The sequence below is a fragment of the Solimonas aquatica genome (assembly GCF_900111015.1).
GTDB lineage: Bacteria > Pseudomonadota > Gammaproteobacteria > Nevskiales > Nevskiaceae > Solimonas > Solimonas aquatica.
Window position 1 is genome coordinate 1 of record NZ_FOFS01000012.1, and the last position, 13,858, is coordinate 13,858.

Below are 13,858 nucleotides of genomic sequence, written 5' to 3' on the forward strand. Positions count from 1 at the left end.
CCCCGCTGCACGGCGGCGCTGAAGAAAAGCGCGAAGCTGAGTGGCCTGATCTTTAAGAACAAAGCAAGTGATTTGTGTGGGTGCTCCCATGGTGATGGCGAAGCCATTGCAACATGAGAGTATCAACGTAAGCCAAAGTTGATTGAGCTTATCGAAGATGACTCTTCGATGGTTCTGGAGCGTTTAGCCACGTTCTGGGACTGTTATTTGGATCTAGCTTTACACCTTTAAAGTGGAGAGTTTGATCCTGGCTCAGATTGAACGCTGGCGGCATGCCTAACACATGCAAGTCGCGCGGGGTGTAGCAATACATCTAGCGGCGGACGGGTGAGGAACACATAGGAATTTGCCTTTAGGTGGGGGATAGCCCAGGGAAACTTGGAGTAATACCGCATGATGTCGAGAGACCAAAGCAGGGGATCGCAAGACCTTGCGCCTTTAGAGGAGCCTATGTCTGATTAGCTAGTTGGTAGGGTAATGGCCTACCAAGGCGACGATCAGTAACTGGTCTGAGAGGACGATCAGTCACACCGGAACTGAGACACGGTCCGGACTCCTACGGGAGGCAGCAGTGGGGAATATTGGACAATGGGCGCAAGCCTGATCCAGCAATGCCGCGTGTGTGAAGAAGGCCTTCGGGTTGTAAAGCACTTTAGGCTGGGAAGAAAAAGTCGGAGCTAATATCTCCGACCTTGACGGTACCAGAAGAATAAGCACCGGCTAACTCTGTGCCAGCAGCCGCGGTAATACAGAGGGTGCAAGCGTTAATCGGATTTACTGGGCGTAAAGCGTGTGTAGGTGGTTATTCAAGTCGGTTGTGAAATCCCCGGGCTCAACCTGGGAACTGCTTCCGAGACTGAAAGACTAGAGTACGGTAGAGGGCGGTGGAATTTCCGGTGTAGCGGTGAAATGCGTAGATATCGGAAGGAACATCAATGGCGAAGGCAGCCGCCTGGGCCTGTACTGACACTGAGACACGAAAGCGTGGGGATCAAACAGGATTAGATACCCTGGTAGTCCACGCCGTAAACGATGAGAACTTGACGTCGGTTTGCTCAGCAAGTCGGTGTCGCAGCTAACGCGATAAGTTCTCCGCCTGGGGAGTACGGCCGCAAGGTTGAAACTCAAAGGAATTGACGGGGGCCCGCACAAGCGGTGGAGTATGTGGTTTAATTCGATGCAACGCGAAGAACCTTACCTGGGCTTGACATGCTAGGAATCCTGCAGAGATGTGGGAGTGCCCGCAAGGGAACCTAGACACAGGTGCTGCATGGCTGTCGTCAGCTCGTGTCGTGAGATGTTGGGTTAAGTCCCGCAACGAGCGCAACCCTTGCCCTTAGTTGCCACCATTTAGTTGAGCACTCTAAGGGGACCGCCAGTGACAAACTGGAGGAAGGTGGGGATGACGTCAAGTCATCATGGCCCTTATGCCCAGGGCTACACACGTACTACAATGGACAGTACAGAGGGTCGCCAAACCGCAAGGTGGAGCTAATCCCAAAAAGCTGTTCGTAGTCCGGATCGAGGTCTGCAACTCGACCTCGTGAAGTCGGAATCGCTAGTAATCGCCGATCAGCATTTGCGGCGGTGAATACGTTCCCGGGCCTTGTACACACCGCCCGTCACACCATGGAAGTCTGTTGCACCAGAAGTAGGTAGTCTAACCGCAAGGGGGGCGCTTACCACGGTGTGGCCGATGACTGGGGTGAAGTCGTAACAAGGTAGCCGTAGGGGAACCTGCGGCTGGATCACCTCCTTTCAAGTACGCTTCAAAGCGCCTTGGGAGCATCCAACACAAGTCACTTGCACTAAGTATCGAGAGCCGCGGAAGCACGTGCGGTTCTGCCCGAAACAGGTTTGAAATCGCACGGTTTGACCTGGGGGTCTGTAGCTCAGCTGGTTAGAGCACACGCTTGATAAGCGTGGGGTCGCTGGTTCAAATCCAGCCAGACCCACCAACCTAGCGAATACACACAAATCGGGTATCCGGGGCCATAGCTCAGCTGGGAGAGCATCTGCTTTGCAAGCAGAGGGTCGTCGGTTCGATCCCGACTGGCTCCACCACCGATTCCGGAAAGCATTTGTTGTGAATGTTTTCCCGAATCTACGTGAGTAGATCTGTTCTTTAACAATACGGTTTAGTAGTTGAACACTGTTGTCATTAGTTGATTAGCGTAAAGCTAGTTGAACTCAATGCCATAGGTGCTTAACGGCGAAGATTGTCGAGTGAGATCTAGGCTTCGACGTTCGAAAGAATGTTTGAGGTTATATGATCAAGTGAACAAGCGCATCTGGTGGATGCCTTGGCGACAACAGGCGATGAAGGACGTAGTAGTCTGCGATAAGCCGCGGCGAGCTGACAAACGAGCTTTGACCCGCGGATTTCCGAATGGGGCAACCCAGGGCTTTTGGCCCTATCTGTCACTGAATCCATAGGTGGCGGAAGCTAACGCAGGGAACTGAAACATCTAAGTACCTGCAGGAAAAGAAATCAACCGAGATTCCGCTAGTAGTGGCGAGCGAACGCGGATCAGCCCAAAAGTTTTGTATGTCTTAGCAAAGCAGTCTGGAAAGGCTGGCCATAGTGGGTGATAGCCCCGTATGCGAAAAGGCATGTGAAATGAAATTGAGTAAGGCGAGGCACGTGAAACCTTGTCTGAACATGGGGGGACCATCCTCCAAGGCTAAATACTCGTTGTCGACCGATAGCGAACCAGTACCGTGAGGGAAAGGCGAAAAGAACCCCGGAGAGGGGAGTGAAATAGAACCTGAAACCGGATGCGTACAAGTAGTCGGAGCCCGCAAGGGTGACGGCGTACCTTTTGTATAATGGGTCAGCGACTTACTTCTCAGTAGCAAGGCTAACCGTATAGGGGAGCCGTAGGGAAACCGAGTCTTAATAGGGCGAATAGTTGCTGGGAGTAGACCCGAAACCCGTCGATCTATCCATGAACAGGGTGAAGAGTGGGTAACACCACTTGGAGGCCCGAACGAACTCCCGTTGAAAAGGTAGTCGATGATTTGTGGATAGGAGTGAAAGGCTAATCAAGGCGGGTGATAGCTGGTTCTCCTCGAAAGCTATTTAGGTAGCGCCTCATGTATCACTGTCGGGGGTAGAGCACTGTTACGGTCTGGGGGGAGCACAAGTTCCTACCCAACTGTTGCAAACTCCGAATACCGACAAGTGCAATCATGGGAGACACACGGTGGGAGCTAAATTTCATCGTGAAAAGGGAAACAGCCCTGACCGCCAGCTAAGGTCCCAAAATTACCGCTAAGTGGTGAACGATGTGGGAAGGCTAAGACAGCCAGGATGTTGGCTTAGAAGCAGCCATCATTTAAAGAAAGCGTAATAGCTCACTGGTCGAGTCGGCCCGCGCGGAAGATGTAACGGGGCTCAAGCGGTGTACCGAAGCTGCGGATGCATAGCAATATGCGTGGTAGAGGAGCGTTCTGTAAGCCTGTGAAGGTGAACCGTAAGGTTTGCTGGAGGTATCAGAAGTGCGAATGCTGACATGAGTAACGACAATACGGGTGAAAAACCCGTTCGCCGTAAGCCCAAGGGTTCCAGCGCAACGGTAATCGGCGCTGGGTGAGTCGGATCCTAAGGCGAGGCCGAGAGGCGTAGTCGATGGAAAGCTGGTTAATATTCCAGCACTTGTTGATGCTGCGATGGGGTGACGGAGAAGGTTAGGGTAGCTGCCTGTTGGATGGTAGTTTAAGCCCGTAGGAAGACCTCTTAGGCAAATCCGGGAGGTCAATTCTGAAAGGTGATGACGAGTCTCTTTTGAGACGAAGTACCTGATACCCCGCTTCCAAGAAAAACCTCTAAGCTTCAGGCATCAAGAATCCGTACCCGAAACCGACACAGGTGGGCGAGGAGAGTATCCTAAGGCGTTTGAGACAACTCGGATGAAGGAACTCGGCAAATTAGTGCCGTAACTTCGGGAGAAGGCACGCCCGCGCAAGCGGGCCGCAGTGAAGAGGGGGTTGCGACTGTTTATCAAAAACACAGGACTCTGCAAACACGAAAGTGGACGTATAGGGTCTGACACCTGCCCGGTGCTGGAAGGTTAAGTGATGGGGTCAGCCGCAAGGCGAAGCTCTTGATCGAAGCCCCAGTAAACGGCGGCCGTAACTATAACGGTCCTAAGGTAGCGAAATTCCTTGTCGGGTAAGTTCCGACCTGCACGAATGGTGTAACGATAGCCCCACTGTCTCCATCCGAGGCTCAGTGAAATTAAAATCGCTGTGACGATGCAGTGTTCCCGCGGCAAGACGGAAAGACCCCGTGAACCTTTACTATAACTTTACACTGGAGTTTGAGTTTGCTTGTGTAGCATAGGTGGGAGCCTTTGAGATCAGGGCGCTAGCTCTGATGGAGGCGTCGTTGAAATACCACCCTGGTAAACTCGAATTTCTAACCTCGTCCCGTTATCCGGGACAGGGACATTGTATGGTGGGTAGTTTGACTGGGGCGGTCTCCTCCCAAAGAGTAACGGAGGAGTGCGAAGGTTAGCTCAGCGCGGTCGGAAATCGCGCTCTTGAGTGCATAGGCATAAGCTAGCTTGACTGCGAGACAAACAAGTCGAGCAGGTACGAAAGTAGGTCTAAGTGATCCGGTGGTTCTGTATGGAAGGGCCATCGCTCAACGGATAAAAGGTACTCCGGGGATAACAGGCTGATACTGCCCAAGAGTCCATATCGACGGCAGTGTTTGGCACCTCGATGTCGGCTCATCTCATCCTGGGGCTGTAGTCGGTCCCAAGGGTCCGGCTGTTCGCCGGTTAAAGAGGTACGCGAGCTGGGTTCAGAACGTCGTGAGACAGTTCGGTCCCTATCTGCCGTGGGCGTTCGAGATTTGAAGGGAGTTCACCTTAGTACGAGAGGACCGGGTGGAACGTACCTCTGGTGTTCCAGTTGTCACGCCAGTGGCATCGCTGGGTAGCTATGTACGGACGGGATAACCGCTGAAAGCATCTAAGCGGGAAGCCCACCTTAAGATGAGATCTCGCGGGACTTTAAGTCCCCTGAAGAGCCCTTGTAGACCACAAGGTTGATAGGCGCGATGTGGAAGTGCAGTAATGCATGAAGCTAACGCGTACTAATTGCTCGTGAGGCTTGATCATATAACGCTCAAGCATTTTTACCGTTAAGAACTGAAGGCATTGAGAAATGTGCTTCAGTGTTCAACTACCAAAACCGAATTCGAGAAATTGACCGCAAGTCAGTTTCTCGGCCAGTTTCCCTGGCGGCCATAGCGAGTTGGAACCACCCGTTCCCATCCCGAACACGGAAGTGAAACGACTCAGCGCCGATGATAGTGTGGCAGCTGCCATGTGAGAGTAGGACACTGCCAGGGTCTTAAACCAAAAACCCCGATGCCAAATGCATCGGGGTTTTTCTTTTGTGCCTCGCGAAAAACACCAAGAATCCCAAAAACCAGATGCTCGCAGGCTCTCGGAGAGAGCCGGCCGCTGGAGTTCAGCTGCCGCGAGGCTTGGCCCGACGTGTCGGGCTCGCGGCGAGCGGGTCGTCCGGCCAGGGATGGCGCGGATAACGTCCGCGCAAATCCTTGCGCACTTCGGCATAGCTGCGTGCCCAGAAGCCGCCGAGATCCTGGGTTACCGCAATGGGTCTTTGTGCTGGCGAGAGCAGCTGCAGCACCACCGGCTGCCGGCCCTCGTTGATGGTCGGCGTACTGGCGCAGCCAAACATCTCCTGCAGTTTCACAGACAGCAGCGGGGGCTCGCTTTGCCGGTATTCAAGGCGGATGTGCGAGCCAGTCGGGACTTCAAGCTGCGTGGGCGCGTAGCGTGACAGTGCCTGTTGTTGCTCGTAGCTGAGCAAGGCTGACAAGGCCGCACGCAAATCGATGCGCGTGAAATGCTCCTTGCGGCTTACGCCATCCAGATACGGCATCAGCCATTGCTCCAGCGTCTGGGCGAGATGCTCGTCGCCGACATCCGGCAGCTGCAGCTCCGGACGCCAGCGCCGCAGGCATTGCACGCGCAGCTGCCATTGCCGGTGCTCTTCCTGCCAGGGCAAGGTCTGCAGCCCCAGCTGGTGGATGGCGCAGAGCACCGCCTGGCGGGTGGCTGCCGCGACTTCTTCGCCGCGCAGCGGCTTGCGCTCCAGGATGATGGCGCCCAGGCGCCGCTGTGCCTCGCTGGTGACGGCGGCATTGGCCGCATCCCAGCTCACCACGTTCTGCCAGCGCAGCTGTTCCTGATGATCCTGTCGCAGCTGCGTTTCAGACAGCGCCGAGGCCAGGCGTATGCGCCTCGGTGGGCCCGGATCCCAGTGGGCGATTGCCAGCCAGGCCTGATGCGCCAGCGCATCGCGTTCGTGCAGACGTGCCTCACCGCCGTCCGCGCAGAGGAACACAGCGTCCTGCGTGCGCTGCCCTTCACGCCGCTGTGCAATGCGTTCCGGATAGGCCCAGCTCAATACGCGCGCGACGGCCTGGTCGTTGAAGTGTTCCGCATCCCCAGGACCGAGCATGCGGCGCAGTTGCCGCACGTTGTCCTCCACGCGGCGCTTGGCTGCCTGCTCTGCCTGTCCGCGCCGATAGCGCTCGATCAGCAGGTTCAGATCACTGTCCGCGGCGCCGCGTTCTTCGAGTACGGCTGCCACCCAGATCGCGGTTTCGCCAAGGCCTTCGCGCGTGGCCTTGAGCAGCATGTGTGCGCGGCGCGGTGTGGTCGGCAGGCGGAGCAAAGCGCGTCCGTGCGCACTAATGCGGCCTTTGGCATCGAGCGCTTCCAAGTCGCGCAAGCGCTCGATCGCGTATTGCCAGTTGGCGCTCGTCGGCGGGTCCAGCAGTGCCAGGGCAGCCGGATCGCCGAGACCCCAGGCGGCCAGTTCCAGCGCAAAGCGCGTCAGATCAACCGCCAGAATCTCCGGCGTATCGTGAGGCGCCAGTGCGGCGTGCTGGTCGCGGCTCCAGAGCCGGTAGCAGCTGCCAGGGCCCAGACGGCCCGCGCGTCCGGCCCGTTGTTCTGCGGAAGCGCGCGATACGCGCTGGGTTTCGAGTCGATCCGCGCCCGCGCCCAGGTCGAAGCGTGCAACGCGGACCAGTCCGCCATCGACGACGGTGTGCACGCCCTCGACCGTCAGACTGGTTTGCGCAATATTGGTGGCCAGAATAATTTTGCGGCGCCCTTCACGATCCGGCTGCAGGGCCAGATCCTGCTCCGTGCTGCTCAGCTCGCCCATCAGCGGCCGCAGCGCGATGCGCTCGCCCAGACGCTGATGCAGGCTGCCCTGGGCGTTGCGGATTTCGCGTGCCCCGGGCAGGAAGGCCAGGATATCGCCCTGCGTCTGTTCCAGCGCCTGCAGGCAGACGCGAGCCACCGCTTCGCCATGCTCCAGCTCGGTGCCCATCGATAGATGCCGGATCGCGACTTCGTGTAACCGGCCCGCGCTGGCGACCACCGGCGCACCACCGAGCAAGGCTGCCACCCGTTCGGTATCCAGCGTTGCCGACATCACCAGCAGGCGCAACTCCGGATTGAGATTGGCGCAGGCGTCCAGGCTCAGGGCCAGCGCAAGATCGGCGTCGAGGCTGCGCTCGTGAAATTCATCGAAAATCACCAAGCCGACGCCCGGAAGATCGGCATCGCTCTGCAGGCGTCGGGTCAGCAAGCCTTCGGTCAGCACCTCGATGCGGGTCTTGGCCGAGATGCGGCGCTCGAAGCGGATCTGATAGCCCACTGTCTCGCCGACGCTTTCGCCGAGCAGTGCGGCCATGCGCGCAGCGGCAGCGCGAGCCGCCACGCGACGCGGCTCCAGCAGAATGATTTTCCGTCCCTTGAGCCAGGGCTCGTCGAGCAGTGCCAGCGGCACCAGCGTGGTCTTGCCCGATCCGGGCGGTGCCGACAGTACAGCGCGGCCTTGTGCGGACAGACTGGCGCGCAAAGCGGGCAGACTCTCCAGCACGGGCAGGGAAGGCAGGCTCGGGGGCATCGGTCAGGCGAGGGTGAAGAGGTCGGGCGGCTCGGGCCGCAGCGGTTTAGCCTATCAGCCCGAAATGGCCGTCCGGCGGAAAATCGGTGTCTGCAACGGCGCTGCGTTCCATCGTGGATGCTCTGCAGATGCGCTTCCGAGGTGCCGTCACCGTCGCCGGCGTGTATTTTGAGGCAAAGGGGACATTGGGCGAAACACAGATGACTGGTAAGGCAGACAAGGCAACCCGGCAACGCGGCGCAGCGGCGATCGAATTCGCCCTGACCTTTCCTTTGCTGTTCATGCTGTTCTACGCCATCCTCAGCTACGGGATGATCTTCTTCGTGCGCATGGGGCTGCAGCAGGCCGCCGAGGATGGCGCCCGGACTGCGCTGCGGTATCAAAGCGTGACGTACACCGCGGGCAGCAGTCAGGTGAGCCGGCAGCAACAACAGCTGCAAGCACGGATCACGGCGGCCACAGCGGTGGCAACCGCACAGGCAGCCTGGATCAAGATGGGTTCCACCACGGCCACCGCTTCAACCAGCGTCTGTGTCATCGGCAGCAATGCCTCGGGCACCGACTGCGCCGGCTATTCAGGCACGATGCCGACCTGTGGCACGGATCTGAACTCGGCCTGTCAGGTCGTGGTGCTCGTGACGTATGCCTACGGCAGCGCACCCTTCATTCCGGCTCTGCCGGGCTTCAATCTGCTGGTGCCCACCACCCTGCGCGGGCAGGCGCGCGTGCTGGTGGACGGGAACTCCTTTTCCGCATGAGCTGCCTCGCCGCCACCGCGCGTCCTGAACAGGCTGGCGCCGCCGCGCTCGAGTTTGCGCTGGTGCTGCCGATCTTCGTGGCGATGCTTTACGGTCTGATCAATCTGGGCTTGGTGTACTACACGCAGCTGGCGGTCAGCCGCGCGGCGGAGGACGGTGCGCGCGCCGTGGACTTCCTCAGCAACAGCAGCGACTACACCTCGGTGAAGAACGAGGTGCTCAATTCCCTCGCCAACTCGATCGTGGCGCCGGCAGCCAGCAACGGCAGCTACGCCACGCGCCGCAGCTGGCTCGCCAGCAATGTCCTGCCGCAGATCAGCGTGGACAGCAGCCTGTCCTGCGCCGGCGTTGCCGCCAGCGGGAGCTTGCGTGTGCGCGTCGTCTATCCCTACAGCACCAGTGCCGGTACGCGGCTGCTGCCGACCATCACGCTGCCAGGCGTCGGTTCCGACATCGGCGTGCCCAGTACCCTGATCGGCTGTGCGGTGGTCAAGCAATGAGTCTGCCCAAAATGCCTGCGTTCATGAATTTTTTCAGTGCCATTCGCGCGCAGCGGCGCCGGCAGGGCGGCTCGGTCATCGTCTTCGCCGCCATCGGCCTGAGTGCCGTGGTGATTCTGCTGTCGCTGGCAGACATCGGCACCATGTATTTCTACCGCCGCGAATTTCAGAAGGCTGCCGATCTCGCGGCGCTGGCGGGCGCCAAAAGCCTGCAGACCAGCTGCGCCGCCGCGCAGACCGCGGCCAGCAGCAACGCCAGCCAGAATCTGGGCAGCCGCAGCTACGCCACCACAGTTGACTGCGGGGTGTGGAACTCCTCGGCGGGCACGATGTTCAGCACGCCCGGCACCGGCACACAGAACGCTGTTCGCGTGACCATTTCCGGGACGCCGCCACGCTTCCTGATGGGCGGTCGCGCCATGTCGGCCTATGCCATCGCCATCAGCAACGTGCCGCTGGCCAATCTCACCATCCGCAGCGCGCTGGTCTCGATCGACAGCAGCAAGGGCGCCCTGCTCAACTCTCTGCTCGGCAACATGCTGGGTGGGGCACTCAATCTGAGCCTGGCCAGCTGGCAGGGCCTGGTCAACGCCAATGTGAATCTGCTCAGCTACATGGACGCGCTGGCCCTGCGTCTGGGCGTGTCCGCCGGCAACTACGCGCAGGTGCTCAGCACCAACACCACGCTTGGCACCTTGCTGGGCGCCATGGTCGATGCCATGGGCAGCGGCTCCACCGCCGGCATTGCCGTCAACTCTCTGATCGGCAGCATCGGTGGCACGGTGGGCTCCATCAACAATCTCACGCTGGGCAGCCTGCTGTCGCTGCAGAGCGGCCTGCAGCAGACCGGTCTGGCGATGGACCTCAATGCCCTGCAGCTGGCGCAGGCCATGGTGCAGCTGGCGAACTACAACAGTTCGATAAATGTTTCGGTGCCGATCAATCTGATCGGCCTGGCGGCCGCCACCGTGACGGCACGCATCATCCAGCCGCCGCAGATCTCGGCCACCGGCAACCCGGCCCTGGCCAAGGCCAATCCGACGGGCAGCAACAAGATCTACGTCCGGGATGCGCAGGTTCGTGTGCTGATTTCGGTGAGTCTGAGCAGTGCGCTCACCAGTCTGGTCTCCGGTCTGACCACGGCGGTCAGCAATCTGGTTTCGCCCGTGACCGACCTGCTCAACAATCTGCTGCACCTGAATCTCGTCGCGGTGCTCAGCTGTCTGGTGCTGTGCACGCAAACCGGGGTCGACATCCAGATTCTGTCGCCGCCCTTCCGCATCGACGTCAACGTCGACGCAGGCGCCGGCAGCGCCTATGTCACCGACTACAGCTGCGACAACGCCGGCACCAACAAATCCCTGACCGTGGCGGCCAATACCTCTGCGCTGGCCCTGCGCATCGGCAAGATGGGCACCAGCGATGCGGACGCCATCAGCAAGGTGTTTGCGTCCAGCGCTGCGCCCACCGTCAGCCCGGTGCCCCTGGTCGATATCGGCACTGTCACCAAGACCTGCACCTTGCTGGCGATCTGCTTCTCCGGGGCGCGCGTACCCTTTGCGGGCGGCGGCATCGGTCTGCAGACCGATACCTCGGTGGCGGCCAGTTCGGCGACGCTGAACTATGTGGCGCCGGCTGCCAGCAATCTGCCGACGCTCAAGGAAGACCCGTACTACCAGACGATCAACTCCTCGAACATCGTCAGCAGCCTGAGCGCGACCCTGGCTGGCGCCGGCATCCAGATCTATCAGCCGACCTCGCCGGTGAGCGGGCTGGGCCTGGTGATCTCGCTGGTGGGCACCACGCTGGATACCATCAAGCCCTTGCTGCAGACGGCCGTCGCCACGGTGTTGTCACCTTTGCTCGATCCTCTGGTGAACACCCTGCTCAACACCTTGGGTGTGACGCTGGCGCAGACCGATGTCGGTGCGCGCATGACTTGCAATTCAGGCGCGACGCTGGTCAATTGAAATACTGGGGGCGGTGATGAAAACCGATTCGTTTCGATGGGCGGATCTGCTGCGCTTTCGCAAAATGCTGGCGCCGCGACTGATCCTGCTGCTCTACTGGGCTGGCAATGTGGCGCTGCTGCTGTCCGCCATCGGCCGCATCTGGACGGCGTTTTCGCTGGTGGGTGACGGGCTGACGGGGCTGGCCTGGACGCTGGTCGGTGCGGCGCTGCTGTTTCTCTGCTGGCGGGTGGTCTGTGAGCTGGCGATTCTCGCCTTTGCCATCTACGAGCGACTCGGCGCGCTGCTGGACACGCGGGCAGCCGAGGACGCTTCCCGGTCCGGCTGAAGCTGCGGCTCAGCCTTCCGAGAGCGCGGCCAGGCCTTCCAGAACCAGCAGGGGGCGCAGCTGCCAGTGGTCAGGCAGCTCGCGACTCAGCAGCGGCGCGTCGCCGCCAGTGATCAGGCCGTGCGCCGCGGGGCCCGCTGCACGCGCGGCGCGCTCGATGGCGCCCAGGCAGGCCAGCAGCGCGCCCTGACGCACGCAGCTTTCGGTATCACGGCCCAGCCCGCTCTGGTAGTCAACGTCCTGGCGAAAGGCAAAGCGCGTGGTGCCCAGCACCGCGGATTGCTGCGCCTGCAGACCGGCGGCGATGAAGCCGCCCTGGTGGCGACCATCGGCGCCGATGACATCGGCGGTCAGTGCCGTGCCGGCGTCGATGACGCAGGCCGCGCCGCGCTGCTCATGCCAGGCCGCGATCATCGCCAGCCAGCGATCCACGCCCAGGCGCTCGGGTTCGCGATAAGCATTCACCAGACCGTGCCACTGCGCGCTGCTGCGCGCGAACTCGCAGGCGCAGGCGTAGTGGCTGCGCACCGCTTCCCGCAGCGTGGCCTCCTGCGCCTGGCCCGTGACCTGCGCAATCCAGCAGGCGGACAGGCGCGCGGCTGGCAGCTGCGCGAGCACGCCCGCAGGCTCGCCTTCGTGCGAGATGGCGCCCTGGTCCAGGAACTGGCCGTCACGGGCCAGTGCCCATTTCAGGCGCGTGTTGCCGATGTCGATCAGGAGCTTCATGCCGGGCGCAGGCTCACTTCGCCGGAGAGCAGGCGCTCGCGGCGGTTCTCGATGTCCACCAGCAGCGCGCCGTCGCTGTCCACGCCGCGCGCGATGGCGGACTGGGTGTGGTCATGCTGCACGATCAGCACCGGCCGGTCGCGACAGGCATCCAGCGCCGACCACTGCGCCGCCACCGCCGCAAAGCCTTGTTCGGCATAGCCGTCCAGCAAACCGTGGAGCGATTGCAGGAGCGCCGCGGCCACCTCGTTGCGCGCGGCCGGCGGCTGGTTTTCCAGACGCAGGGCTTCGTCGAGATTGATCCAGGGCTGGCTCACCGCCTCGCCCTGCGTGGCGGCCATGCGCAGATTCAGGCCGATGCCGATCACCACGCGACAGCTGCCGCCGGCCTCGCCGCGATGTTCGATCAGCACGCCGCCCAGCTTGCGGCCGGCCACCAGCAGATCATTGGGCCATTTCAGCTGCAGGGTGCTCAGGCCGCAGCGACGCAGTGCCTGCGCGCAGGCCACGCCCACCGCCAGCGACAGCGCCGTGAGCTGGCGCGGCCAGCTGGGCCAGGACCAGGACAGCGAGAGATAGAGATTGGCGCCGAACGGGGAGATCCACTGCCGGCCGCGCCGGCCGCGTCCGCCGCTCTGGAACTCTGCGAGCAGGGCCTGCGGATCCTGCTCGGCGCCGCAGGCCAGCAGCAGGGTATTGGTGGATTCGACGATCGGCAGCACCTGCAGCGGCAGCTGTGGCACCGCTGCCTGCAGGCGCTGCGCGTCCAGGCGCTCGATCGGTGCGCTGAGCCGGTAGCCCAGGCCCTGGCGCGATTCGACTTCCAGCTGCCATTCGCGCAGACGCTCGACACGCTTGGACAGCGCGGCGCGGCTCACGCCGAAGCGTGCGGCCAGGGCTTCGCCGGAATGCCACTGGCCATCGGCCAGGGCATCCAGCAGCTCCAGCTGCTCCTGCTGACTCAGCGTCGCAGCCATCGTCCCAGCACCCGGGCTTTTTCAAAACGGCTTTCACTGCCCGCGAGCAGGCGGCGGATATTGTCGCGATGCTTCCAGACCACCAGCAGCGCCATCGCCAGCGTGAAGGCGCCGGTGGCCGAGTGCAGGCCGGCCGGCGCCAGCGCGGTCCAGACGATGGCGGTGAGGCAGGCGCCGAGCGTGGCCAGGCTGACGTAGCCGCTGAGCAGCACAATCAGCACGAACACCGCCAGCATCCACAGCAGCGCCGGGCCGAGCAGCGCGCCGAACACGCCGGCCAATGTCGCCACGCCTTTGCCGCCGCGAAAGCCGTAGAACAGCGGGTAACAGTGGCCGAGCGCCACCGCCACGCCGCAGAGATAGGCCTGCGTCGCGCCATCCAGCAATGGTGTGCCGAAGGGGCCGAGCAGCGGCACCAGGCGCGCCGCCAGCACGCCTTTGGCGACGTCGATGGCCAGTACGCCCAGTGCAAACTTCGCACCCTGGGTGCGCAGGGCATTGGTGGCGCCGACGTTGCCACTGCCTTGCTTGCGCAGATCCACGCCGCCGCGCAGCAGGCCGATCAGCGCGCCGCCCATGAGATTGCCGATCAGATAGGCCAGCGCGGTTTTGAGCAGAAGGTCGAACATGG

General features: G+C 61.3%; 8 protein-coding genes, 2 tRNA genes and 3 rRNA genes. 9 read left to right on the plus strand and 4 right to left on the minus strand.

Going from position 1 to position 13,858, the window contains the following annotated elements:
- Positions 1 to 229 precede the first annotated feature (229 nt).
- From BMY12_RS14720 to rrf, 5 genes are all read left to right on the plus strand, one after another.
- Positions 230 to 1,759: ribosomal RNA gene (locus tag BMY12_RS14720) — 16S ribosomal RNA — on the plus strand.
- 122 nt (positions 1,760 to 1,881) lie between these two features.
- Positions 1,882 to 1,958: transfer RNA gene (locus BMY12_RS14725), tRNA-Ile, on the plus strand.
- A 30-nt stretch (positions 1,959 to 1,988) separates the two neighbouring features.
- A tRNA-Ala gene (locus tag BMY12_RS14730) sits at positions 1,989 to 2,064 on the plus strand.
- A 207-nt stretch (positions 2,065 to 2,271) separates the two neighbouring features.
- A 23S ribosomal RNA gene (locus BMY12_RS14735) occupies positions 2,272 to 5,129 on the plus strand.
- A 118-nt stretch (positions 5,130 to 5,247) separates the two neighbouring features.
- A 5S ribosomal RNA gene (gene rrf, locus BMY12_RS14740) occupies positions 5,248 to 5,362 on the plus strand.
- Together the 16S, 23S and 5S rRNA genes with 2 tRNA genes alongside form the textbook arrangement of a ribosomal RNA operon.
- 122 nt (positions 5,363 to 5,484) lie before the next feature.
- Here the strand turns inward: rrf and hrpB are convergent.
- A complete protein-coding gene (hrpB, locus tag BMY12_RS14745; protein ID WP_093287845.1) occupies positions 5,485 to 7,968 on the minus strand; it encodes an ATP-dependent helicase HrpB in 2,484 nt (827 codons plus the stop codon).
- 86 nt (positions 7,969 to 8,054) lie between these two features.
- Between hrpB and BMY12_RS14750 the strand changes: the two genes are divergently transcribed.
- From BMY12_RS14750 to BMY12_RS14765, 4 genes are read left to right on the plus strand one after another with little or no spacing between them, the layout of a single operon-like run.
- Positions 8,055 to 8,726 (plus strand): TadE/TadG family type IV pilus assembly protein, encoded by a 672-nt coding sequence (locus BMY12_RS14750; RefSeq protein ID WP_218140220.1) that lies wholly within the window; start codon positions 8,055 to 8,057, stop codon positions 8,724 to 8,726.
- Positions 8,723 to 9,226 carry a TadE/TadG family type IV pilus assembly protein gene (locus BMY12_RS14755; protein WP_093287851.1) on the plus strand — a complete coding sequence of 168 codons (504 nt, stop codon included), beginning with the start codon at positions 8,723 to 8,725 and terminating at the stop codon, positions 9,224 to 9,226. Before BMY12_RS14750 ends, BMY12_RS14755 begins: the two co-directional genes overlap by 4 nt.
- 23 nt (positions 9,227 to 9,249) lie before the next feature.
- Entirely contained in the window at positions 9,250 to 11,196 is a 1,947-nt protein-coding gene (locus tag BMY12_RS14760) for a TadG family pilus assembly protein (RefSeq protein ID WP_177189015.1), read from the plus strand.
- Positions 11,197 to 11,212: 16 nt separating this feature from the next.
- On the plus strand, positions 11,213 to 11,524 hold the full coding sequence (locus BMY12_RS14765) for a DUF4282 domain-containing protein (protein ID WP_093287856.1): 312 nt from the start codon (positions 11,213 to 11,215) through the stop codon (positions 11,522 to 11,524).
- A 9-nt stretch (positions 11,525 to 11,533) separates the two neighbouring features.
- On the opposite strand, the gene BMY12_RS14770 is transcribed toward BMY12_RS14765, so the two are convergent.
- Genes BMY12_RS14770 through plsY form a run of 3 tightly spaced genes read right to left on the minus strand, consistent with a single transcriptional unit; the run spans position 11,534 to position 13,856 of the window.
- Entirely contained in the window at positions 11,534 to 12,250 is a 717-nt protein-coding gene (locus BMY12_RS14770) for a type III pantothenate kinase (RefSeq protein ID WP_093287858.1), read from the minus strand.
- Positions 12,247 to 13,227: a bifunctional biotin--[acetyl-CoA-carboxylase] ligase/biotin operon repressor BirA gene (gene birA / locus BMY12_RS14775; protein WP_093287861.1), complete on the minus strand. Its 981-nt coding sequence runs from the start codon at positions 13,225 to 13,227 to the stop codon at positions 12,247 to 12,249. The genes BMY12_RS14770 and birA overlap by 4 nt, the downstream gene beginning before the upstream one ends.
- Positions 13,212 to 13,856, minus strand: a complete 645-nt coding sequence (plsY, locus tag BMY12_RS14780; protein WP_093287863.1) for a glycerol-3-phosphate 1-O-acyltransferase PlsY — start codon at positions 13,854 to 13,856, stop codon at positions 13,212 to 13,214. The genes birA and plsY overlap by 16 nt, the downstream gene beginning before the upstream one ends.
- Positions 13,857 to 13,858 lie beyond the last annotated feature (2 nt).